We start from the raw sequence: 21,491 nt of genomic DNA, 5'->3' as shown, positions 1-21,491 counted from the left end.
TCCGCTCAATAAAAAGCCCTCAAGTAAAACACCTGAGGGCTCAATCGGTTAGAAACTTGTTTAATCGAAGCGGGCGAGATAGCCCGGCTCACTGGCCCCGAAGCTGTAGGTAAAGCCGACGCGGAAACGCACGAGCTGCTCGGCGATGTCGGTATTCGCGAACCATTTCAGGTCCTTGATAAAGGCCTCGCCCCCGAAGTTGACGCTGAGGCGGTGACCGAGGGTGAAGAAGTCGTCCGAGAGCTCGCCCCGCAGCCCAAAGCGGGGGTTGATGTACGTGTAGGCCAGGGTGACGTTGACGGGCGAGGTCTTGAGCCTGGCAGCGGCTGCCCAGGCCCAGCTCGGTGTGGTGAAATTATAAAGAGCTTCGAGGCCGCCGTGGAGCTTCATCCCCTCGTCCAGCTCCCAGGCGCGGCCCAGCTCGGCGCCCACGTAGTTCTGGTCGGCGAGGTACTCGTAGGAAAGAGCGCCCTTGAGCTCCCACCACGGCAGGGGCTGCACGAGCTTGGAGCCAAAGTAGTTCCACTCCTCCCAGCCGTTGAAAGCATTCGGGTCGTCGAGGTTGTCGATGGCCCCCGTGACGAGCTGGAAATCGCCGTCGCCGAGCGGGGCAATCAGACGTCCACCGCGTACCCAGCCGTCGGAGTCATAGCCGAGCGTCGGGATGTCTCCACCGTTGGGAGGGATGACGCCCGCCTGGCCACGCCAGCCCTCGTAATCATCCTGCAGGTAGATCTGGCGCATGTTAAAGACCTGATCGGGTACGGTCTGCCCTGTGGTGGAGGCGAACTTGTTCCAGGCTGAGGTATAGGAACCACCGGTCCCGGCCACCCCGCGCAGGGTAAAGTTACCGGCAGGAGAAGCCGCAAGGCCAAGGGCATAGTTGATCTGCGTGCGCCACTGGAACCAGCCGGTGCGCTGGTCCATCGTATCCTTGTAGAACTCGGTATTGTAGCGGGAACCTATCTTGAAGCTGATCGTGCTGGGCTCAAGCTCGGCAGCATCGAGGGGCTGCATGGCGCAGATAGCAACCAGGCCCATCATCAGGCCCGCACGGGTAAAACTGGATCGAAGTAGCATAACGTTTCGAGGGCAGAGAAGTTCTGCTCATTGTGACAATCATGACGATTGTTACAATTGTGACGAAACGCTTAGGCTGTCAGAACTGATGCGAGCAAGCCAAAGCTGCTCAAATGCGGTTTTTTGTGCCGATCCCAATGGTTTCTTATCGGCCAGATAAGCGATTATCCCGATATAGCCGCCACAAGCAGGCGGGGCAGAGCAAGCGCCCTGCCCCACCGCATATGGCAGGAGGGGGGGCAGCGTTTAGTCAAACAGCGCCAAGTAACCGGCTTCACTCGCCCCGAAGCCGTAGGTGAGACCGGCACGGATGCGCATGAACTTGGACTTCGTGTCAGTGAGGTCGGTGTTGGCGAACCATTTGAGGTTTTTCACGCCGGGAATATCGCCCCCAAAGTTGATGCTGACACGGTTTCCATCCACGAAGTAGTCGTTGGAGAGCTCGCCGCGCAGTCCGAAGTTCGGGTTGATATAAGTGTAGCGCAGCTTGATCGTCACGGGCTTCAGCTTCAGAGACACAGCAGCCGCTCCGGCCCAGCTGGGCTGGCTGAAGTTGTGGATCGCCTCCAGCCCGCCCTTGAGGACTATGCCGTCGTCGAGCGTCCACTTACGGGTCAGCTCGGCGCCGACATAGTTACTGTCCTGCAGGTAATCGACGCCGTTGTCGCCGATGTACTCATAGGAGAGAGAGCCCTGAAGCTCCCACGGCAGCTGCTGCACGGCCTTCAGGCTGAAGTAGTTCCAGCTCGCCCACTCTTTGAAGGCATTAGGGTCGGCGACATTGGCCAACACGCCGGTGGCTACCTGCACATTACCGTCGAGGACCGGGGCCACCACGCGCCCGCCCTGTAGCCAGCCGTCCACATCGTAGCCGACGGTGGGAATGTCTCCGCTGTTGGGGGGAATCACACCGCCCTGCAGGACCCAGCCCTCAACCACGTCCTGCAAATATATTTTACGCATATTAAAGACCTGATCGGGCACAGTCTTGCTGTCCAGCGTGGTAGCGAAGCTATTCCACGAGACCGTGTAGTTACGGCCAGTACCGGCCTCACCCTGCAGGGTAAAGTCGCCGATCGGCGTGGAGGCCAACCCGAGGTTATAGTCGATCGTCGTACGCCACTGAGCCCATCCCGTCTGAGGTGCCATGGCGTCGTTGAAGACGGAGTTATAGCGTGCCCCCAGGCGGAACTTGATCGAACTGGGCTCCAGTCCGGCCCCCCAGGAAGATGTCATGGCACAAGCGGCCAGTCCATTAGCGATGAGAATTATAGCAATTTTACGTATAAGCATAGCACCTGACACGGAGGCAGGTTACATGCCTATCTGTAAAATATATTTAACATTGTAAAAATTATACAACGCCTGCGCAATCCCGTACCGGGTGCATAAAATGACCGGAAGCCATGGGAGGCACGAGCTCGCCTCCCTGAAGCAGGTAAAGAGAAGGTCGCCCTAGAAGCGCATCAGGTAGCCGGGCGTACTCGCACCAAAGCCGAAGTTGAACCCGGCACGCACGCGGACCAGTTGCTCGGCCACGTCGGTCATGACGAACCAGTTCAGACCTTTGACAAAGGGGACGTCGCCGTTGAGCTCAAAGTCGAGGCGATGCCCAAAGGTGAAGAAGTCCTCCGAAAGCTCACCGCGCAGACCGAAGTCCGGATTGACGTAGCTGTACTCGAGGATGACGTTGACATACTCGGTCTGGAGCCGGGCGGACGCGCCCCAGGCCCAGCTGGGTGTGGTAAAGTTGTAGAGCGCCTCAGCCTGTCCGAGCAGCTTGATGCCGTCATCGAGGTCCCACTCGCGCTGCAACTCGAAGTCGATGTAGCTGTTGTCCTCCAGGTACTCATAGGCGAGCCACCCCTGCAGCTCGTACCAGGGCAGGGGCTGGATAAACTTCGTGCCCAGGTAGTTCCACTGGCCCCATGAGTTAAAGGCATTGGGATCGTAAAGGTCATCGATAATGCCCGTCACGGCCTCGAAACGGCCTTCGCCCAACGGGGCTGTCACGCGGCCCCCGCGCACCCAGCCGTCGGAGTCGTAGCCCAGGTCGGTCACATCACCGCCGTTGGGAGGGAGCACGCCGCCCTGGACTTGCCAGCCCTCGTAGTCGTACTGGAGATAGATCTGGCGCATGTTAAAAGGACGGCTCGTGACCGGCTGCCCCATCGTGCTCACGAGGTTGATCCACGAGTGGGTAAAAAAGGCGCCAGTCCCGGCAAGCCCCTTGAGCTTAACATCGCCGATCTCCGTCGCGGCGACTCCGAGCGAGTAGTGGATACGCGCGCGAAACTGCCACCAGCTGCCCTTGGCATCGAGCGAATCCTTGTCAAAAGTCCCGGAATACTCCGTACCGAGCGAGAAACGCACGTAGTTCGCATCCGGCTCCGCAGGCACTTCGGGCGCATCGGAGGCGTTACCGGCTCCCTCGATGAAGCGGTCCACCATGGCAGGTGCTGACGCATCGGCGGCCTCGACGTCCCCACTGGCAGAAGACTCGGCCACCGGCGTGGCGACAGCTTCTTCAGCGGCCTGCACGGAAATCCCCACTCCCGACAAGACCAAAGAGGCCATTAGATTTATTTCTTTTACGTATCGCAGCATAAGCGCTGGTTAAGTTGTCAACTTGACGGCTTAAGACAAACCCAAACTCGAAAATGAGAAAAATAAACGCGCGAACACCTCCAGCGCACTATAGCGTTGCTCCCTGCCGGGCTGGGGATTCAGGTAGGAGCCGTGTTGAAGACGGCAGGCGACAGACCGTACCGGGGGCGGCTCGCCCCCACCCCTACCGGGCGGCTCCATCTGGGCCACGCGGCTACATTTCTACGGGCACAGGAGCGCTGTCAGGCGGCGGACGGCACACTCATCTTTCGCAATGAGGATCTCGACCCGCAGCGGTGCCGTCCCGAGTATGCGCAGGACGCGCTGGATGATCTCCGATGGCTCGGACTGCGCTGGAGCGAAGGGCCGGACTGTGGCGGCCCCTGCGGTCCCTACAATCAGAGCGAACGCCAACCGTACTATTTAGAAGCCTGGGCAAAGCTTCGCGACGCCGGTGTCATCTACCCGTGCACACGCTCCCGCCGGGAACTGCGTGAACGCGTGGCCGCCCCTCACGAAGAAGACGAAGAGGCCGAGCCGCTTTATCCACCTGAGTGGCGCCCAGCCCCCGGCACCGGGCAAGACGCCCAAGAACCCGGCGAGGTTAACTGGCGCTTTCGCGTCCCTGATGGCGAGAGGATAAGCTTCGAGGATGAGCTGGCCGGGAAGCAGAGCTTCACCGCCGGCCAGAATTTCGGGGACTTCCTCATCTGGCGGCGGGACGGCGTCCCCGCCTACGAGCTGTCCGTCGTCGTGGACGATCTTGCGATGGCCATTACCGAGGTCGTAAGGGGTGCCGACCTGATCAAATCCACCGCCCGCCAGCTGCTCATTTACCGGGTGCTGGGTGCCGAGCTGACTCCCCGCTTCGCCCACTGTCCACTGATACGCGATGAGCAGGGCAAGCGTCTGGCCAAGCGCTCCGATGCCCTCAGCCTGCGGACACTGCGTGAGCGGGGCCTGAGCCCCCGGCAGGTACAGGATATGGCCCGCTAAAGAACGGGCTCAGGCGACCGCCTGATCCCCTAGCGGCGCCAGTGGCCCCAAAAGCCGCGTCCCTGGCTGCTGCTGGCCTCGACGTTTTGAAGTTTGGTCCTCTCCTCGTCGGAGATTTCCGCTTCGTTCAGATACGCGTCAAACGCCTCGGGATCCTGCGCCTTCCACTCGCGGGCCACGCGCTCCATCAGGCGAGACTTCATGCGATCGTCGGTGATGGACTCGGCCCAGGTCATGGCCCCGGCAGGGTCTTCGGAAGCGGCCTGGAAGGTAAACACCGCCACCGCGCGGTCGGTCGATTCTGAGGCAGGCAGGCTGTTGAGCCACTCGGCGGCAGCGCCAATGTCGTAGCGGCCCCACTCGGCGATCAGCATCGTGGTCAAGCGGCTGGTGTCCGGGTCGGCGGTGTCGAGGGATGAAATATACTCGGCCGCCTGGGAGGGATCGGTGCGCGTCAGCGAGCGGAGCATGCTCGAACGCAGTTGGCTGAAGTCCTCACGGTCGGCCAGTGTGTCGAGATACCGGGCCGCGGCATCGGGGTCGAAACGGGTCCAGTCCTCCAGGATTTCCGAAAGGGCAGAGGTTTGGGCTTCACCGGCGGGGAGCTGATTGCTCCAGGCCAGCGCATCATCGAGCCGGCCTTGATCGAGCATGGCGTCTACCACGGTCTCGATGGCGCGGTTCTGCATGCGGCGCCCCTCGACGGTGTCATCGGGCAGACCTGCCACGTACTGGAAGGCCCCAAAGGGATCGAGCTCAGCGTAGCCGCGTAAAATCGAGTCAAGCTGACGGGTGCCGATACGGGAAGAAACGACATTGTCCGGCGAAGACCACCAGGCCAGCGCCTCCTGCGGGTTGACGCGCGCCCAGCCCTGGAGGGCCTCGTTCATGGCGCGGCTCGAGAGCTGCATGTTCGGGAGCCCCTGAGCATAGGCGATGGCCGCCTGCGGATCGTAGGAAGCCCACTGCCCGATCAGGTCGAGCATGAGGCGATCGCGGTTAGAGCCGGCAGGCATTTCCTGAATCATCTCCAGAGCGCCGTTAATCTCGTCCGGCCCGAGTGACTGGATCATCGCGCTGAGCTGCATGCGGGCCGCCCGGCTCCCGGGATTGGCGAGGTAGGCGGCGAGCGCCTGATTGAGCGTGAGCCCGTCAACGCCCTGCATCAGATCGACGTCTTCCTCGGCCTCGGCGATCAGGTCGGCGTTTTTCTGGGCCTGAGATTCGGTCACCAGAAAGGTTTTGTTATTCCCCGAGGAGGAGAGCCCGGACCGACTAGCGGTCGTGGCGGGAGCCTCGGACTCGGTCAGGGACGAGCCCGCAAAATAGGCGACGAGAACGGTCACACCCCAGGCGACCGACAGCAGGGTAACTTTTTTGGCAGACAGGGACATGGCGCTATAAACCCCAAAGGGGGTGCGGAGTTGCAATAAAGGAAAACGTTGCGGGTGATTTAAGCCACACCTGTCCCCCGCGCAAGCGCAACCGGCGGTTTACTCGATGCGCCCCTCGTCGAAGTCGATCAGGTCGGGCACGGACTTAATCTCCCCCACACGGTCGGAGCAGCCCATCTTTTCGAGGGCCTCGGCCAGAAACTCACGGCCAGCCTCGGTCATGCCCTTCTGGACGAGGTCGCGGTTCCAGACTGGCGCACGCGCATCCGCCGGGAGGACCGCCAGCAGGCGCGTCTCGGCGTCGGCCTCATCGGAGGCCCCGGCGATGGCCTCCTCCACGTCTGCGGGCTCCACCCCAAGATGTTGGCACAGGAAGCGGTCGAGCCCGCGCTTGTAGTTCTTGCGGTAGCTCTTGGGCAGCTCGCCGTGGTCGCGCGTGTAGCGGATTTTCGCGATAAAGCGCGGCAGGTAGAGCAGGCCGGTGGCCGGGTGTGCCTCGTACGGTGAGGGCAGGCAGGTGAGGACTTCGCCGGTCGAGCCGGGGATGGGCCGGGATTTCATGCCAACACCTCAAGCGGTCCGCCTGCCGTTGACAACCGCAAATGGTGGGCCCGCCCACGCATCTCTCCCGTGGCGTCCCGGCGCTTCGCAACCGGGGGTTGCCTTTTGGCGGAGCGGGCGTACATTAGATGCTTTTATTTAAGCGCACCCATGAAGGAGAAGGACAGCATCCACGAACTGGTAGAAGGCATCGCCCGGCAGGCCCGACAGGCGGCCCTGCAGACCGCCATGCTCACCAGCGAGCAGAAAAACCGTGCCCTCAACACCCTGGCCGACCTGATCGAGCAAAACGAGGTCATGCTCATGACCGAGAATGCCCGCGACCTGGCCACGGCACGCGCTCTGGAGCTGCCCACGCCGATGATTGAACGGCTGACCTTTACCTCCGAGCGTATCAAATCCATGGCTGACGAGGTCCGCGAAGTCGCCGCCCTCCCCGACCCCGTGGGCGAGGAGATCGAGCGCACCCTGCGCCCGAACGGGCTGGACATCCGCAAGGTCCGCGTGCCCATCGGCGTCATTGGCATCATCTACGAGTCGCGCCCGAACGTCACCATCGACTGCGCCGTCCTCTGCCTCAAAAGCGGTAACGCCTGCATCCTGCGCGGCGGCAAGGAAGCGATCCACTCGAACATGGCCCTGGCCGAGCTCATCAGCCAGACCCTGAAAAAGTGCGAACTGCCCGAGCACGCCGTGCAGATCATCCCGACCACGGACCGCTACGCCCTCAACGAGCTGCTCAAGCTCAACGAATACGTGCACTGCATCATCCCCCGCGGCGGCGAGGGGCTCATCCGCTTTATCACCGACAACAGCCGCATCCCCGTCATCAAGCACTACGACGGGATCTGCTCAGTCTACGTGGACAAGGACGCCGACCCCGAGATGGCCGTTTCCGTCACCGTCAACGCCAAGACCCAGCGCGTCAGCGTCTGTAATGCGGCCGAGAACCTCTTTATCCACAAAGACGCCGCCCCCGCCCTGCTCCCGAAGATCGCCGCCGCCCTGCGCAAAAAGGATGTCGAGCTGCGCGTGGAGGAAAAAGCTGCCGCGATTTTAAAGGACACCGGTATCCCGACCGTCCCGGCGACCGAAGAGGACTTCCGCACCGAGTACCTCGACACGATTATTTCCATCAAGGTGGTCGACACGCTCGAAGAGGCCGTGGCCGACATCAACCAGTACGGCTCCGGGCACTCCGAGGCGATCATCACCGACAGCGAAGCCGCCGCCAAGGCCTTCTTTGCCGGGGTGGACTCGTCCACGATCTACCACAATGCCTCGACCCGCTTCACCGACGGTAACGAGTTCGGGCTGGGCGCGGAGATCGGCATCTCCACCGACCGCCTGCACGCCCGCGGCCCCATGGGCCTGCGCGAACTGTGCACCTACAAGTACCAGGTCCACGGCACCGGCCAGTGCAGAGGTGCGTGACCGCACTGGACACTCCGGCTGGAGCAGCTTTCATGGGGCTACCGCCCCATCGTTCACTGCGTTCGCTGCCCCGACAACTGGCACCCGGTATTATGATGCTGGTCCCGTTTTGATGCTTTGCTCATCGATTACTTAAACCAGCGACGCTGGTTTAAGTAATCGATGACACGATGCGCAGCATCGAAAGTGCAGGCTTTGCCTGCCGCGGGTGCGGGCGGCGCAAGCCCGCAGATATACGCACAATAATCCTCCCCGACGGGTCGAACACGCTTGGCAAGCGGCGCGGGGTCGCTAAAGCTCATTGCCATGCAATGGATCCTACTCGCCGTGGTTGGCGGCACATTCATCATTGTGTGCATCGCAGCCGTTGTGACCCACCTGCGCAACTTCCACAAACTGGAGGCGCAGATGCGCGTGCTGTCCGAAAAGCTCGGACTGGAGCTGACCGTCCCCGAGGCCTCGATGTTTGGGATCTACCGGCGCAACCCTACCCTCTACGGGCGCTACCGCGGGCGCGAGATGTCCATCGCCCCCAAGGGCTACGGGCTCGACAACACACGCCAGACGGACATCGCCATCCGGGTCGCCACCCGCGCCCCCGAAAGCCTTTCCTTCACGCTCGTACGCCAAAAGGTCCTCTCCAAGCTCGGACAAATCGGACGGCTGAAGTACACACCGACCGGGGACAGCGAATTTGATCGCCTGTACTCCATCCGCAGCAATGCCCCCGAGTCTACCGCCGAGTTTTTCAACCGCGAACGCCGGCGCTCCATCGAGAAGGAATGGGGGCGGGGTAACGGCTTTCTCGAACTCCATAAGGGCACGCTCATCTATCTGGAGTTCGGACTCCCCTACACAGACGAAAAACGCGCGCTCGTCGAGCACATGACCGAATGCTGCTGCGATCTGGCCGAAGAGCTCGATATCGTTCGGCTCTGAGCCGAACGCTCTGTGAGGGGGCTCTTGATCACGGTGGCTCGCCCGTAAAAACCGGTTGCCGCTTATCGTCGCCTTTGCATAAAAGGGCAGGATGAGCATCGATCCCAACGCCCTGCTGAATGCCTATGGGCACGCCGTGAATAACCGCGACGCCCAGGCCGTGGCCGACTGCTTTGCCGGGGAACACCTCTACCGCGTACACGGGATGGAGGATGATGCGAGCGCGTGGAACTCCAAAGCCGCCTCGACTCCTGCTGCCATCGAGGGCGAATACCGGCGCTTTTTCGACTTGGTCGATCACTTCGAAGCCAGCTACACCGACCGCGTCGTGGACGTACCGGGGCGGGCTGTAGCCTGCATTGTGCGCGTGGCCGGAAAGAACAGCGACGCGACGACCTTTGACATGGCCAACGCCCTGCACCTGCACTTTGACGAGGCGGGCAAAATCATCGCCTTCCACAACTGGTACGGAAGGGCATAGCCCTTCACCCGAGATGCTTCGCATCTCAATGGGGCTCTGCCCCATCGCTCACTGCGTTCGCTGCCCCGTGCGTAATCGCACTGAACATTGAGGGGCGCTGCCCCTACGGCACTGCGTGCCTACCCCACGAGTTGCACTCGCTGTCAATACGGGGCTCCAACAACCTCCGAACCATTGCCGCAGGGGATCCTACTCTTCGTGTGGACTGGTCGGCTCGGTAGGTGTTTCGGCAGCGGCAGCTTTCTTTTGCTGGCGGCGGTACTGGATGCTCTTTCCCAGCCCCCAGAAGATATACAGCAGGAAGCCGACCGCGAAAGAGAAGCGCCAGAACTGGAACATGAGCGCGGCCATAATGATCAACCCGATGAAGTGCCGGGCCTGCATATGTGTCTGCCAGCCCACATGCTTAAACGACGGGTACGGGATGAGGCTGATCATGAGCCAGGCAATCAGCAGCATGAGCGGCGGCAACAGCAGCGTAAAAGCCTTCAGGTCAAAGTTCAGAATCACCAGCACGAGCGAGGCCACCGTACCCGCAGCCATGGGCGCGGGCAGGCCCAGGAAATCGTCCGCCCGGGCATTTGCGGCACCGATGTCCCCGCGCGGGATGTAGGGGTTCGTCAATACGTTGAAGCGCGCCAGGCGCACCCCTGCGCACAGCAGGTAAATAAAGCCGATAAGCCAGCCGATCTGGCGGAAGAAGGGGTAGCCATTCGTTGGGTCGAGAATCAGGAAAAACATCATCAGCGCCGGAGCCATCCCGAAGGAGACCACATCGGCGATCGAGTCGAACTCTTTGCCGAAGAGGGATTCGCGCCCGCCGAGGCGGGCCACCCGCCCGTCGAGGGCATCACAGAAGCCCGCACCGAGGATGAAAAAGACTGCCTCGGTGAAAAAGCGTGCCGACTGAACCTCATCGGGGGAGGCGTATTTACCACGGATACACCAGATGATGGCGAGGAAGCCGAAAAAGAGATTACCCGCCGTGAAAAGGTTCGGCAGGATATAGATGCGACCCGCCTCGGCGGTGTCTTTCCAGAGGTTATCCGGTTTTTCGTTGGTCGGATCGGACATAGTGAGAGTGTGATGGTGGAATAACGCCGATTACGGGTTATTCATGACGAGACGCAGGCCGCCTCCCCGTCATTTGTAGAGGCTTTCGATGTACTTCCAGAAGGACTGGTGCTGCTCGACCAGAGTCTCCTCCTTGTAGGGGAGCTTGAAGCGGAAGATGAAGTCGGCCAGCGAGTGCTGGTGCAGGATGTAGTGGCTGTAGAGCGTATCGCCCCGCTGCTCGAAATAGATGCGAAACTCGCCCGCCCGCAGCCGGTAGTAGGTGCGCCCGTTGCGCTCAAAGTGGCCCAGCTCGTCCTTGGGATGAGCCAGCTCCTCATTCGTGAGGCTGGTGAATTTTTCAATGAGCGGCATCTGGACCTCGATATCGAGTCCATTGAGCTCGTGCATGGCTTGTTCGCTAAAGTTGACCTGATACATGGCCGAGAATGCCTGAGATTGTTCGCCCCTTTAGGCCGAAGTGCAACTTTTAATACGAAGTCCTGCGAGTCTTACGGGGCGGAGATCGGGGCCTTTTTTTCTTTTGGTCCCGAAGCGCTCTGCTATACGTTTGGCCTATGCGAGCCCTGACTGCCCTGTGCACCTGTCTGCTTCTTACGGCCCTCCCCGCGCAGCTCCCGGCGCAGGATGCCGCCGAGCAGCCCCAAACAGCCAGCCAGCAGGCCCCGGCCACCGTGCAGGGCAACAGCAGCGCAGCTGACACCGGCACCCCGCAGACCGGGGAGGACGAGAGCACCGCCAACAGCGCTACCGCAGCGGCGATTACAACCGCCGAAACCCTTAATGCGGAAAGCAACGCTCAGGGCCAGAACGCACAGACCGCCAAGAAGAAAGAAGACCCCAAGGAGAAGCTCGACCACATCCACGCCCCGTTTGTCCTGGAGGGTGGCTACTGGAATGTCTCGATCTTCGGCTTTACCACCGGGCAGCTGACGGTGAGCTTCATCGTCCTGCTCTTCGCCGTGATTTTCCGCAACATCATCGCGGCATTCATTTTCCGGCGTATCCGCGCGCTGACCACCAAGACGCGGGTCGAATTTGATGACCACATCATCGATGCACTGGAAAAGCCCGTCTCGTGGTTTATCATGTGCATCGGCATCTATGTCTCGCTGGCCATCCTGCCGCTGGACACGACCATCGCCCTGCTGATCCAGAACATGTTCCACGGGGGCACGATGCTCCTGATCGTATGGGCGATGCTGCGGCTGACCGATGTATTCGCCAATGTGCTGGGCAGTCGCATCAAAGACAAGAAGTCGGCGCTTTTCGGCTTCATCCCGCTGCTCAGAAAGACCACGAAGGCCTTTATCCTGTGCGTGGGCGCGCTCATGATCATCGATAACATGGGCTACAACGTGGCGGGGATCTTCGCCACCCTCGGTATCGGCGGCGCGGCGATCGCCCTGGCCTCAAAGGATACCGTGGCCAACTTTTTCGGCTCGCTCATGATCGTACTGGACCGGCCCTTCAAGGTCGGAGACTGGATCATCGTCGGGGACAAGGTGGACGGGGACGTCGAGTCGATCGGCCTGCGCTCGACCAAGGTGCGCACCTGGCCCAAGACCGTGATGTCCATCCCGAACTCCATCCTCGCCAACGAGTACATCAACAACTGGTCCCGGATGCCGAAACGCCGCGTCAAGCAGTACGTAGGCGTCACCTATGAGACGAGCGCCGATGACATGGAAGCCATCGTGGAGGACATCCGCCAGATCCTCCGAGAGGACGAGGGCGTGGATCAAGACTTCATTTTGGTCAACTTCACGGACTTCGGGGACAGCTCGCTGGACATTCTCGTGTACTACTTTACGAAGTCCACCGCGTGGCTCGTACACATGGACGCGCGCCAGCGCATCAACTGCAAGATCATGCGCGCCATCAAGGCCCGTGGCCTGTCTGTGGCCTTCCCCACCCGCTCGCTCTATCTGGAGGGGGAAATCGCCCGCAAGATGGCCGGCATGAACAACACCGATCCCGATGGACGCCTGCCCGGAGACTTCGGCCCGAATGCACCGCAGTAAGCGGTTCGCCGAGTAAGACTCAGTGCAGAGACATTTGCCACGCAGGGCTTTAGCTAAACGCGGCGAGCCTCGCGACCACCTCCTCAGTCCCCTCTGTAAACGGGGATAGGTGCCCGTTTACTCGCTCTGGAACTGGCCGCCGGCAGCGGCAAGCTGTTCGGCCTCGGGCTTATCCATGAGGCCGGTGTGCTTCTCACAGTAGCCGCGCCCGTCCTTGTAGTAGAACTGATCGTCGGGCTTGGTCTTGTCTGTCGCCCCACAAATGCAGCACAGGTGGAAGGGCTTCTCGGCCTCGACGCGCTGTTTGTGCTCAAAAGCCTGACGGCGCTTGATGGCCTTGCCACGCCGGAGCATGGACGGGCCAAAGAAGAGGAAAAAATTCGCCGTGGCGGCGAGAACCATCAACCGGGTGGAGCCCGGCCCGGCAATGAACTGGAAGGCATACATCCCCCAGGTCAGGGCAGCCAGCCACTTGACCTTAACCGGCAGGATGAAGAAAAGCAGGAACTCGAAGTTCGGGTACAGAAAGGCAAAAGCCAGAAAGACCGAACCGGCGAGAAAGGCATTACCCGTCTCCTGACCCGGTGCGGCGAAAGATGCCACTGCCGTGGCCAGTGTCCCCACGAGGATAAAAAGATTATAGCGAAAATCGCCCCAGGTCTCCTCCAGCGCCCGCCCCAGCATGAAGAAGACATACCAGGCGATGATCAGAAAGATCATGCCCGTGGCCGGCGGAATGAAAAGATAGGTCAGGAGGCGCCAGACCTCGCCCTGCAGCACATAGGCCGGGATCAGGGTGAGCTGCTGGGTGGACAGCACCCCCATAGACGTGAGCCCAAAGACCGCGAGCTGCCCCATGATCAGGATGAGGGTCAGGTTCTTGATGGCCAGGCCGCCGAAGCGGCGCTCAAGCCTGTCCAGAAATGTCATGGTCGTTGGGTCTCCTAGCTGTCCGGTGAGTCAGAGGCGAAAATGGGGCTCCCCGCATCATGAGATGCGGGGAGCGTAAGAGTCGGAAAATACGTCAGGCCAAAACGGCCCAAGTTCCCTTTAAGCCATCGAATAGGCTTCGAGGCGCTTGTCCACCCGGTTGGCGACCAAGGCGACGAACTGAGGCGTACCGTTTTCGAACGGGACGGTCACTTCGCCGACCATCAGGGGGCTGGCGTACTTGTAAAACTGGTAGCTGATGCTGATTCCGTCCTCGTTGATCCAGTTGGCGGGGAAGGTTTTGCTGCTGTCAGCGATATCGGCCAGCGAGGCCAGACCGGTTTCGCAGCTGTAGGTATCGGTGTCGCCGCGCGAGAGGGTAACCATCTTACCGGTTTCGCCACCTACGGCGGCGGTGACAGCCGACTGGCCGCTGAGGAAAGCTTCGTTGCTGTCGGTCAGGGAAGCGGCATGGGAGCCACAACGCTGGGTGGAGCCGAGCTGCGCGCCCTGGACCTTGATCGAGAGGTGCTGCTCCAGCAGCGTGCGCAGGAAGACCAGCGGGCTGGTGATCGTTGGCAGGGAGGCCATTTCCGCAGGGATGGAGGTGGCCAGGTAGTTGCCGTCGCTGTCCACAAGGCCTTCGCCCACCACGATCTGGCAGTAGCTGTGGGTCTTGAGGATCTGGCTGACCTGCTCCACGAAAGTCTCGGGGCTGAAAGCAACCTCGGGCATCAAAATCAGGTGAGGCGGATCGGAGGGCTCGTTACGGCGCTTGGCCAGCGAGGAAGCCGCTGCCAACCAGCCAGTGTGGCCACCGCCGACTTCGAGGATGGAGACCAGGTCATGGTTCCCCTGAGAGGCTGCATCGACGGCCAGTTCCTTTACGGTGGTGGCGATGAGCTTGGCCACGCTGCCATAGCCGGGGCAGTGGTCGGTGACGGAAAGCTCGTTGGTCAGGGACTTGGGCATCCCGATGACGCGGAGGCTGGAGCCCTTGGCTTCGGCCATTTCGCTCAGGCGGGCACCGGCTTCGATCGTCTCGCGATCGCCGATGATCAGCAGGAAGCAGATGTTGTGGGCCTCGAGCACCGTCAGGATGCGCTCAAATTCTTCGGGGCGACGGACAGCACCGCGGCTGACACCCAAAGCAGCGCCGGGGGTGACACGCAGGCCGCGGATCACTTGCTGGGATTCTTCGGCCAGATCGATGATCTCCTCGTTCATGAGGCCACGCAGGCCGTTGAGCCCGCCGTAGATCTCCTCGATACAGCCGTGGTTCAGCGCCTCGGTGACGGCGCCAGCCAGGGTTGAATTAACGGTGGCGGTGGGTTCGCCGTCCTGGATGATCAAAATGTTTCCGGTGAGTTCTTCGGACATGTCTGTCTGTGGGTTCAAGTGTTTAAAAGAGCGCAACTTTTGAGCACCGCCACAGGGCTTGGCAACGTAAAAACGCGATCAAGCGCGCCCTCGCGCACACTGACAAAAATTTAGCAGCGGCCTCAACCGGCGTCAGCCTTGAGAACAGGCCGGGTGGCAGCGTGCTCAAGCGAGCGTACCAGAGAGTTCGAGAGCCAGATCAGCCGCTCCACACCGGCCACGAGCTGAAGCAGCTCGGCCTGCTCACGCGGGGCGACCTCGCGAGTCGTCTCCACCACGCCCTGTCGCAGGCGCGAGAGCGTATCGCTGCCGTCCTCTGTGATCAACAGGGCCAGGGCAATATCGTCCGCGCTGCGAGACTCGACCGCGTCCAGCACCGTCAAGGCAGCCGCCTCGAAGCCCTCATAGAGCCGCCCGCCGCTGGTGTCCCGCCGCCGGGCGAGGACCTTGGCACGGGGCAGGGTTTTATAAAACTCTGCCTCCAGCGCTCCGTAGACGTCCAGCCGCTCGTTCAGGATGCCGACCCGGTGAACGGTATCCGTGGCAAGTGACTGATGGACAAGCAATTGAAGGTAATGCTCGATCGTGCCGCGCAGGCTCTGGCAGCTCTCGTGGATGGCCCGTGCCTCCTCGCTCAGGAAGTTTGAGTGCGGGTCGAGCCGGAGGTAGCGCCCGAGCTGCTCACCGAGCCGCGTCTGCTCCATCTCGATCAGGTCCAGGCAGGTTTCCGGCTGGGCCTCGCAGCGGGGATAGAGGAACTTCGGGCGGCTGGCATCCTCGTCCACCGGGGGCGGATAGGCGCGGTTGAGCCAGCGCGAGAGCGGCCCCTCCAGCGGCATGATTACAAGCGTCGTCAGCACGCAGTAGAGCAGGTTGGCCACGGCCATCTCGGTCGAGAGCGAGGTCGAAAACCGGTCCAGAAACGCCGCTACCAGCGGCACTCCGCCCCACACCTCGATGAAAAACAGCGGCACCAGGATCAGCGTACCGATCCACCCGTAGTAAACCTGGAACATCGCCATCTGCTTGGGCGTGCCCTTGAGGCGAAGTGTGAGCAGATGCGTGATCAGGCTCGCTCCGAGGTTGACCCCGTAGATCGCCATCAGCGCCTCCAGGCGGCCCATCAGACCGGCCTGAGCCAGCACGATGGTGACGAGGATGACGGCGTTACCGGACTGCGCGATAACCGTCAGCGCGCACCCGGCGGCAAACACCAGCAGGTACTGGCCCGCTGTGGCCTCCATGATATGCCGGAACCAGACGAAGTTCTGAAAATCCTCCCCGTAGTCCTGAAGCGTGAACAATCCCGTGAACAGCAGCCCCATCCCGAAGAGAAAACCCAGCAAGTCACGCCCGCGACGCGGCACCTGAAAGGCGTAGAGAATCCCCGCAATCCCCACCAGATAGGCGATGAAGAGATTCAGAGGCAGTACCAGAAAGAAGATCAGCAAACAGGTGCCGGGGTTGGACCAGTTCAGCAGCGAGATCGCCCGCTGGCGCTTCATCAGGCCACTGGAGACCACGCTGATGGTCAGAAAGGTGATAGCCGCCGCCGTCTGCGTAACAGCCCCGATCCAGAACCCCCACCAGGCGGCCCGCCAGCGGGTCGCGGTCAGCCGCAGGAAAATCGCGTGCAGTCGGCAGCCAGTCAACCGCTTCAAATGCTGGTCGATGATCTGGATGCCCACAAAAAAGAGCCCCAGCCCGGCCAGGATGTATCCGATGATGAAAAAGAGCCCTTCTTCCACGCGTGGGCACAAGTCCTACCAACACGCTCCCACCTTGCCAGCATAAAAAGTGCGGCGATCCAGCTGGACCAATAGTGTGACAGTACACGGCAGTCCAGCTGGAGAAGCAATTGGGGGGTGCGGGCTTTGGGCCGTGTAGGAGCGGAGCCCCACATTCGGATCAAACGCCGAGCAACCGCTACAGCATGACGGAGCCACCGTCGGCGAGGGCAGTGCGAAGCTTGGCCGGATCAACGGCGGCTGCACTGATGCCGTCACGCAGGGCAAGGGCAGCAGCGGTCCCGGCGGCCTCGCCGGTCTGGTTCATATTGACCATGACGCGGATGGCGGCGTGGGCCTGCTCATCGGCGTCGATAAAGCGCCCGGCTGCGAGCAGGTTATCGTACGGCCCCTGCGGCACGAGACAGCGGTACGGGATCTGGTAAAAAGTCGGGTCCACGGCCTGAGGTTCGCGCCAGCGCCGCTCCTCAGAGGGAAAACCAGGGCGCGCGTAGACCTCGGTGCCGTTCAGGTAGCGGAACGTGATGCCCGGCTTGTCGGTGTGGTGGATGTCCACGCGGTAGGAGCCGTTGGCGATGGCGTCCTGGAAGCTGCGGCCGTGGAGCACCTCCTCGCCGCTGAGCTGATGCAGGCAGCGCACATGACGCGTCTCCCGGATACCGATCCGGGCTGGCAGGCCGACCAACCCCATCCGCGAGCCGGGCACTTTTTCGTGAACGAGGGCCTGGATCGCACGTATCTGGCGGCGACCCTCAATCTCGGCACGGGTCAGCCCCTCGGCCTCGGAGCAGTTCTCAAAGACACGCGTCCCAGCCAGCATCCCGAGCTGGGTCCCCGGTACCGGCGCGGACCAGACAAAACCCTCGGGCAGCCCATACTCGGCGGCATGGCGGCCGATCACATTGCCCCACTCGCGGTTCCATCCCTCCAGAAGCGCACACGTCGTGGAGGGCTGGAAGCGGGCCGAGGTGTAGGTGGGGAGGCCGAGGCGATGGCAGAGGTCCCCGTCGCCGGTGGCGTCGATAAAGAACCGGGCCCGCAGGGCACAGCGGCCGGATTTATTCTCCACGATAACGGCGGTCAGTCGCCCATCCTCCACATGGGGAGCACAGAATGCCGTGTGCAGCCACGGGTGGACGCCCGCCTCGGCGATGACCTCGTCCAGCTCGATCTGCATCTCGGCGCTGTTAAAGGTCCATGCGATGCCGGCATCACGGGGGCGCTCGGTGACTGCGTCACGCTTTTTCAGGCGCTCCATCAGCTCGGTCGAGAGCCCGGCAAAGATCCGCTTTTCAAAGGCTTCGTCCAGATCGCTGTGCCAGATATTGACCAGCGATAGCGTGGCCACGCCACCCAGCGTGCCCATGCGCTCAACCAGCGCCACGGACAACCCCAGCCGGGCCGCACGGATCGCCGCAAAGACACCCGTGCAGGAGCCCCCGAGGACGCAAAGATCGTATTCGCCCGTCACCGGCAGGTCGCGAGCGGGTTCGCGGATAACATCTGTCTGCATGGTCAGCATTTTCACCTACCCCCCTCTCCACTCGCCAGCGCAGACACATGATCGAGACCCTCAATGATATAGACAAAATCAACAATTTATACACAATATTCTATGTTTTCATGAATACTCTTCCCCCACAAACCGCGGAGAACCTGCTCGCACGCGTGCTGCGCGCTCCGCTTGTGGTCAGCCGGGCCACGCGCGGTGTCTTCAGCAGCGGGCTTGGGGCAGAGGACGAGATCGTCACCACCTGCCGCCTGATCCTGATCCTGCGCGGGTCCATGCGCTATACGATCGAGGGCCGGACATTTATCGCTGAGGCCGGGGACGAGCTGTTTGTACCGGCGTGGACGCGGCGGATGTGGGCGACACCGCTGCAGGGGGACTGCGAAATCGCCTGGTGTGAGTTTGACGATGATCCGCGCGAACTCGCTCCCGTGCAGGGCTACCGGCGCAGGCCAAACAAAGCGGCTTTTACCCGCGACAAGCGCACACTGGCCGACATGGCTGCGCTGTGGGCGCAGGCCCAAGCGCCGCAGAGCGCCCTAATAAAGCTGAAGCTTGAGGCTGAGCTAAAGTCGCTACTGGCCCGCTTCTGGCCCGAGGCCGAGCCGACGCTGCAGGGGGACGATTTTCAGGCACTCCCCTCGCCACACCCGGAGGTGCAGAGAGCCCTGCGCTGGCTGGAGGCCCATGCTTACGAGGCCGATGCACTGGCGCGACTGGAAGCCGCCTGTGAGCTGACCCCAAACTACTTTCGCCTGCAGTTTCGCCAGGCCATGCACTGCACGCCGGGCGAGTATGTGCAGCGGCTGCGCCTGCGGCGTGCCCGCCAGCTGATCCGCGCCACGGACTGGCAGCTCAAGCGCATCGCTGCCGAGGTTGGCTACCCGGACCCGCTCTACTTTTCTCGCCTGTACCGGCGTTTTTGGGGACACTCTCCCAGCGCAGAACGGCCCGCAGCGGGCCGTTCATCTGAATAAAAGGGGCCGACTACCGACCGCGGAAGCTGCACGCCGCATTCACACAGCCGGAGTCGACACAAGAAAAGGTTTCGGGTCAGAAGCCGACCGCCACGATGATGAACAGGAAGAGCAGGACCAGCCCACCCAGCATGCCGACCAGGACCAGCTTGTCCTTACCGGTGGGTTGCGGGTAGTCACCGTAATCCTCGTGTTCGTAATCGACGTGGCCTTGGGGCTTGGCGGTTTCGTCGCTCATGGAGAGATCCTTGGGTTGGGGTTACTCCATAAATAAAACTTATTTAGGCCTTAAATTCAACTAGAAACAGGGAAAGAGATAAAAAATGAGCCTGTATGTACGCAATAACTGCCCAATCGTGATATACGACAGAAATCTAGATGAGGCGCTGGAGCAAAAAGAAGACTTTCGCGGTAGGCACGGTACTACTCGGATGCCTCTATCTCGCCGGTCCTCTCATTGCCGGTTATTGGCGCATCGGCGAACGCGATGGTCCGGTTTTCTATCACGCCGAATTGCATTCCATACTGTACCAGCTCGCCTACGATGAATCCATCGATGGAAAACCCCGCATATCTTATTACCGCCCCGGATTGTACGAACGACCACTCTTCTGGGGACTACCATTGCGGCCAAAACCTAAAGCCGAACGCGACGCCTACGTGGAAAGTGTCATCAAAAGAAATGGCCCTGACAGCTGGTCGGTTGAGCTTATTCGCGAGGCAAATCAGTCCATAGACAACGAAGACAAAAAAAGCCCGTGAAGCGGCGGGCTCCACGGGCTCGGAAAAACGGGTTAGCGGGCGCTAAGGCGCGTCGTCCTGCCCCTAGAGAATCTCTTCGGGGACGTACTCGGCGGCGGCGGAGAAGATCTCGGCGATGGGGACGACCTTTTCGGCGAAGCGGCCCACCTGCTTGACGGCGGCTCCGGTCTCCTCCTTGGCGCGTTCGACCACGGCGTGGAGCTTGTCCTCGGCCAGACCGAGGCGCGAGTCCTTGGCCAGGCGATCGACTAGGTCGTTCTCCTTGATCTTGCCGGTGCGCAGGTCGCGCACGGTAGCGAGCGCATGCTCCTTGATCACCTCGTGCGCCTCTTCGCGGCCCACCCCGGCCTTGACCGCCTCCATGAGGAAGGCCGTGGTCGAGAGGAAGGGCAGGTAGTAGGCGTTTTCCTTGGCGGTCATTTCCGGGTAGACCTCCATCTGACGCAGGATCGTGAGCAGGGTCTCCAGCAGGCCGTCGAGCGCGAAGAAGGCATCCGGCAGGACAACCCGGCGCACGACCGAGCAGGAGACGTCGCCCTCGTTCCACTGGTCCCCGCCGAGCTCGGCCGCCATAGTGACGTGGCCGCGCAGGATGTGGTGAAAACCGTTGATGCGCTCGCAGCTGCGCGAGTTCATCTTGTGGGGCATGGCGGAGGAGCCGGTCTGGCCCTTGGCGAAGCCCTCGGAGGCCAGCTCGTGCCCGGCCATCAGGCGCAGGGTCTTGGCCAAAGATGCCGGCCCGCAGGCGATCTGGTAAATCGCGCTCACCACCTCGAAGTCGAGGCTGCGCGGATAGACCTGGCCTACGCAGTCGAGCGAAGCGGGCAGCCCGAGGTGCTCGCTCACGCGCTGATCGAGCTGGGCGGCCTTGGCGCTGTCACCCTCGAAGAGGCGGAGCTGGTCGGTCTGGGTGCCGACGGCACCCTTGAGGCCACGCACCGGGTAGTGCTGCATGAGGCGGTCGAGGTTCTCGAAGGCCAGCAGCAGGTCCTCACCGAACATCGAGAGGCGCTTGCCAAAGGTCGTGAGCTGAGCGGCCACGTTGTGCGTACGGGCGGTGACGGGCAGGCTCTGCGTCTCCACGGCCTTGCGGCTGAGCGCGACCAGCGCGGCGGCGGTCTTTTCACGGAGCAGTTCCAGCCCACGATAAACCTGCAGCTGCTCGACGTTTTCGGTCAGGTCGCGGCTGGTCATCCCCTTGTGGAGCTGCTGATGCCCGGCCAGGTCGCAGAACTCCTCCAGGCGCGCCTTGACGTCGTGACGGGTGATCTTTTCGCGCTTCTTAATCGCCTCCAGATCCACCTGCTCCAGTACCTTCTCGTAGTCGGCGACGACGCCCTCGGGGACGCCCAGGCCGAGATCGGCCTGCGCCTTCAGCACGGCGATCCAGAACTCGCGCTCAAGGATAATACGGCCGCGGGGCGACCAGATTTTCTTCATCGGCTCGCTGGCATAGCGGTCGGCCAGCACATTGGGAATGCTCTCCATGGCACCGATAAAAAGAGGATCGCGGCAAATTGCACGGCTATTTCTCACTCATCTGCCAGAGAGCGCTTCAGATAAAAACTGGGTCAACCACTTGAATTTAAGCCGA

20 protein-coding genes are annotated in these 21,491 nt (G+C 61.6%); 7 read left to right on the top strand and 13 right to left on the bottom strand.

Going from position 1 to position 21,491, the window contains the following annotated elements:
• Nucleotides 1–60: 60 nt before the first annotated feature.
• From K0V07_RS04130 to K0V07_RS04120, 3 genes are all read right to left on the bottom strand, one after another.
• The gene (locus K0V07_RS04130) at nucleotides 61–1,080 is read right to left on the bottom strand and encodes a hypothetical protein (RefSeq protein WP_220623274.1); all 1,020 of its coding nucleotides are present in this window, start codon (nucleotides 1,078–1,080) and stop codon (nucleotides 61–63) included.
• 246 nt (nucleotides 1,081–1,326) lie between these two features.
• A complete protein-coding gene (locus tag K0V07_RS04125; RefSeq protein WP_220623273.1) occupies nucleotides 1,327–2,316 on the bottom strand; it encodes a hypothetical protein in 990 nt (329 codons plus the stop codon).
• Nucleotides 2,317–2,535: 219 nt separating this feature from the next.
• Nucleotides 2,536–3,657 carry a hypothetical protein gene (locus tag K0V07_RS04120; protein WP_220623272.1) on the bottom strand — a complete coding sequence of 374 codons (1,122 nt, stop codon included), beginning with the start codon at nucleotides 3,655–3,657 and terminating at the stop codon, nucleotides 2,536–2,538.
• Nucleotides 3,658–3,819: 162 nt separating this feature from the next.
• On the opposite strand from K0V07_RS04120, the gene gluQRS reads away from it, so the two are divergent.
• Nucleotides 3,820–4,683, top strand: coding sequence for a tRNA glutamyl-Q(34) synthetase GluQRS (gluQRS, locus tag K0V07_RS04115; protein ID WP_255568148.1), 864 nt, complete (start codon nucleotides 3,820–3,822; stop codon nucleotides 4,681–4,683).
• Nucleotides 4,684–4,712: 29 nt separating this feature from the next.
• Here gluQRS and K0V07_RS04110 read toward each other — a convergent pair whose 3' ends face one another.
• Nucleotides 4,713–6,077, bottom strand: a complete 1,365-nt coding sequence (locus K0V07_RS04110; protein WP_220623271.1) for a hypothetical protein — start codon at nucleotides 6,075–6,077, stop codon at nucleotides 4,713–4,715.
• 99 nt (nucleotides 6,078–6,176) lie between these two features.
• Nucleotides 6,177–6,638 carry a DUF5069 domain-containing protein gene (locus K0V07_RS04105; RefSeq protein WP_220623270.1) on the bottom strand — a complete coding sequence of 154 codons (462 nt, stop codon included), beginning with the start codon at nucleotides 6,636–6,638 and terminating at the stop codon, nucleotides 6,177–6,179.
• A gap of 150 nt (nucleotides 6,639–6,788) precedes the next feature.
• Between K0V07_RS04105 and K0V07_RS04100 the strand changes: the two genes are divergently transcribed.
• The 3 genes from K0V07_RS04100 (at nucleotide 6,789) to K0V07_RS04090 (ending at nucleotide 9,492) form a co-directional block, all read left to right on the top strand.
• On the top strand, nucleotides 6,789–8,072 hold the full coding sequence (locus K0V07_RS04100) for a glutamate-5-semialdehyde dehydrogenase (RefSeq protein ID WP_220623269.1): 1,284 nt from the start codon (nucleotides 6,789–6,791) through the stop codon (nucleotides 8,070–8,072).
• Between the two features lie 306 nt (nucleotides 8,073–8,378).
• A complete protein-coding gene (locus tag K0V07_RS04095; protein ID WP_220623268.1) occupies nucleotides 8,379–9,011 on the top strand; it encodes a hypothetical protein in 633 nt (210 codons plus the stop codon).
• Between the two features lie 91 nt (nucleotides 9,012–9,102).
• On the top strand, nucleotides 9,103–9,492 hold the full coding sequence (locus K0V07_RS04090; RefSeq protein WP_220623267.1) for a hypothetical protein: 390 nt from the start codon (nucleotides 9,103–9,105) through the stop codon (nucleotides 9,490–9,492).
• 189 nt (nucleotides 9,493–9,681) lie between these two features.
• Here the strand turns inward: K0V07_RS04090 and pssA are convergent, their stop codons facing one another.
• Nucleotides 9,682–10,566 carry a CDP-diacylglycerol--serine O-phosphatidyltransferase gene (gene pssA / locus K0V07_RS04085; protein ID WP_220623266.1) on the bottom strand — a complete coding sequence of 295 codons (885 nt, stop codon included), beginning with the start codon at nucleotides 10,564–10,566 and terminating at the stop codon, nucleotides 9,682–9,684.
• 69 nt (nucleotides 10,567–10,635) lie between these two features.
• Nucleotides 10,636–10,986 (bottom strand): cytotoxic translational repressor of toxin-antitoxin stability system, encoded by a 351-nt coding sequence (locus K0V07_RS04080; RefSeq protein ID WP_220623265.1) that lies wholly within the window; start codon nucleotides 10,984–10,986, stop codon nucleotides 10,636–10,638.
• A gap of 137 nt (nucleotides 10,987–11,123) precedes the next feature.
• Between K0V07_RS04080 and K0V07_RS04075 the strand changes: the two genes are divergently transcribed.
• Nucleotides 11,124–12,590 (top strand): mechanosensitive ion channel family protein, encoded by a 1,467-nt coding sequence (locus K0V07_RS04075; protein WP_220623264.1) that lies wholly within the window; start codon nucleotides 11,124–11,126, stop codon nucleotides 12,588–12,590.
• A 117-nt stretch (nucleotides 12,591–12,707) separates the two neighbouring features.
• Here the strand turns inward: K0V07_RS04075 and K0V07_RS04070 are convergent, their stop codons facing one another.
• From K0V07_RS04070 to K0V07_RS04055, 4 genes are all read right to left on the bottom strand, one after another.
• Complete coding sequence (locus K0V07_RS04070; protein WP_220623263.1) at nucleotides 12,708–13,520, bottom strand: rhomboid family intramembrane serine protease; 813 nt, start codon at nucleotides 13,518–13,520, stop codon at nucleotides 12,708–12,710.
• 120 nt (nucleotides 13,521–13,640) lie between these two features.
• A complete protein-coding gene (locus K0V07_RS04065; protein ID WP_220623262.1) occupies nucleotides 13,641–14,900 on the bottom strand; it encodes a diphosphate--fructose-6-phosphate 1-phosphotransferase in 1,260 nt (419 codons plus the stop codon).
• A gap of 122 nt (nucleotides 14,901–15,022) precedes the next feature.
• Nucleotides 15,023–16,648, bottom strand: a complete 1,626-nt coding sequence (locus K0V07_RS04060) for a Na/Pi symporter (RefSeq protein ID WP_220623261.1) — start codon at nucleotides 16,646–16,648, stop codon at nucleotides 15,023–15,025.
• 178 nt (nucleotides 16,649–16,826) lie between these two features.
• A complete protein-coding gene (locus K0V07_RS04055) occupies nucleotides 16,827–18,161 on the bottom strand; it encodes an FAD-dependent oxidoreductase (protein WP_220623260.1) in 1,335 nt (444 codons plus the stop codon).
• Between the two features lie 110 nt (nucleotides 18,162–18,271).
• Between K0V07_RS04055 and K0V07_RS04050 the strand changes: the two genes are divergently transcribed.
• Nucleotides 18,272–19,135 carry an AraC family transcriptional regulator gene (locus tag K0V07_RS04050; protein WP_220623259.1) on the top strand — a complete coding sequence of 288 codons (864 nt, stop codon included), beginning with the start codon at nucleotides 18,272–18,274 and terminating at the stop codon, nucleotides 19,133–19,135.
• A gap of 76 nt (nucleotides 19,136–19,211) precedes the next feature.
• On the opposite strand, the gene K0V07_RS04045 is transcribed toward K0V07_RS04050, so the two are convergent.
• Nucleotides 19,212–19,373, bottom strand: a complete 162-nt coding sequence (locus tag K0V07_RS04045) for a hypothetical protein (RefSeq protein WP_220623258.1) — start codon at nucleotides 19,371–19,373, stop codon at nucleotides 19,212–19,214.
• A 140-nt stretch (nucleotides 19,374–19,513) separates the two neighbouring features.
• Between K0V07_RS04045 and K0V07_RS04040 the strand changes: the two genes are divergently transcribed.
• Entirely contained in the window at nucleotides 19,514–19,897 is a 384-nt protein-coding gene (locus tag K0V07_RS04040) for a hypothetical protein (RefSeq protein ID WP_220623257.1), read from the top strand.
• Between the two features lie 63 nt (nucleotides 19,898–19,960).
• Here the strand turns inward: K0V07_RS04040 and purB are convergent, their stop codons facing one another.
• Nucleotides 19,961–21,385, bottom strand: coding sequence for an adenylosuccinate lyase (purB, locus tag K0V07_RS04035; protein ID WP_220623256.1), 1,425 nt, complete (start codon nucleotides 21,383–21,385; stop codon nucleotides 19,961–19,963).
• Nucleotides 21,386–21,491: the final 106 nt, after the last annotated feature.

Source organism: Ruficoccus sp. ZRK36, assembly GCF_019603315.1.
Lineage (GTDB): Bacteria > Verrucomicrobiota > Verrucomicrobiia > Opitutales > Cerasicoccaceae > Ruficoccus.
This window is presented reverse-complemented; position numbering and strand designations above follow the sequence as displayed.

What these genes read in the sequence shown, in the direction of transcription:
- K0V07_RS04105 (WP_220623270.1), bottom strand. Translation starts at nt 6,638, where the DNA reads ATGAAATCCCGGCCCATCCCCGGCTCGACCGGCGAAGTCCTCACCTGC.
- K0V07_RS04125 (WP_220623273.1), bottom strand. Translation starts at nt 2,316, where the DNA reads ATGACATCTTCCTGGGGGGCCGGACTGGAGCCCAGTTCGATCAAGTTC.
- K0V07_RS04065 (WP_220623262.1), bottom strand. Translation starts at nt 14,900, where the DNA reads ATGTCCGAAGAACTCACCGGAAACATTTTGATCATCCAGGACGGCGAA.
- K0V07_RS04055 (WP_220623260.1), bottom strand. Translation starts at nt 18,161, where the DNA reads ATGCAGACAGATGTTATCCGCGAACCCGCTCGCGACCTGCCGGTGACG.
- K0V07_RS04095 (WP_220623268.1), top strand. Translation starts at nt 8,379, where the DNA reads ATGCAATGGATCCTACTCGCCGTGGTTGGCGGCACATTCATCATTGTG.
- K0V07_RS04110 (WP_220623271.1), bottom strand. Translation starts at nt 6,077, where the DNA reads ATGTCCCTGTCTGCCAAAAAAGTTACCCTGCTGTCGGTCGCCTGGGGT.
- K0V07_RS04090 (WP_220623267.1), top strand. Translation starts at nt 9,103, where the DNA reads ATGAGCATCGATCCCAACGCCCTGCTGAATGCCTATGGGCACGCCGTG.
- K0V07_RS04130 (WP_220623274.1), bottom strand. Translation starts at nt 1,080, where the DNA reads ATGCTACTTCGATCCAGTTTTACCCGTGCGGGCCTGATGATGGGCCTG.
- K0V07_RS04100 (WP_220623269.1), top strand. Translation starts at nt 6,789, where the DNA reads ATGAAGGAGAAGGACAGCATCCACGAACTGGTAGAAGGCATCGCCCGG.
- K0V07_RS04080 (WP_220623265.1), bottom strand. Translation starts at nt 10,986, where the DNA reads ATGTATCAGGTCAACTTTAGCGAACAAGCCATGCACGAGCTCAATGGA.
- K0V07_RS04040 (WP_220623257.1), top strand. Translation starts at nt 19,514, where the DNA reads ATGAGGCGCTGGAGCAAAAAGAAGACTTTCGCGGTAGGCACGGTACTA.
- K0V07_RS04050 (WP_220623259.1), top strand. Translation starts at nt 18,272, where the DNA reads ATGAATACTCTTCCCCCACAAACCGCGGAGAACCTGCTCGCACGCGTG.
- purB (WP_220623256.1), bottom strand. Translation starts at nt 21,385, where the DNA reads ATGGAGAGCATTCCCAATGTGCTGGCCGACCGCTATGCCAGCGAGCCG.
- K0V07_RS04045 (WP_220623258.1), bottom strand. Translation starts at nt 19,373, where the DNA reads ATGAGCGACGAAACCGCCAAGCCCCAAGGCCACGTCGATTACGAACAC.
- K0V07_RS04075 (WP_220623264.1), top strand. Translation starts at nt 11,124, where the DNA reads ATGCGAGCCCTGACTGCCCTGTGCACCTGTCTGCTTCTTACGGCCCTC.
- K0V07_RS04070 (WP_220623263.1), bottom strand. Translation starts at nt 13,520, where the DNA reads ATGACATTTCTGGACAGGCTTGAGCGCCGCTTCGGCGGCCTGGCCATC.
- K0V07_RS04120 (WP_220623272.1), bottom strand. Translation starts at nt 3,657, where the DNA reads ATGGCCTCTTTGGTCTTGTCGGGAGTGGGGATTTCCGTGCAGGCCGCT.
- pssA (WP_220623266.1), bottom strand. Translation starts at nt 10,566, where the DNA reads ATGTCCGATCCGACCAACGAAAAACCGGATAACCTCTGGAAAGACACC.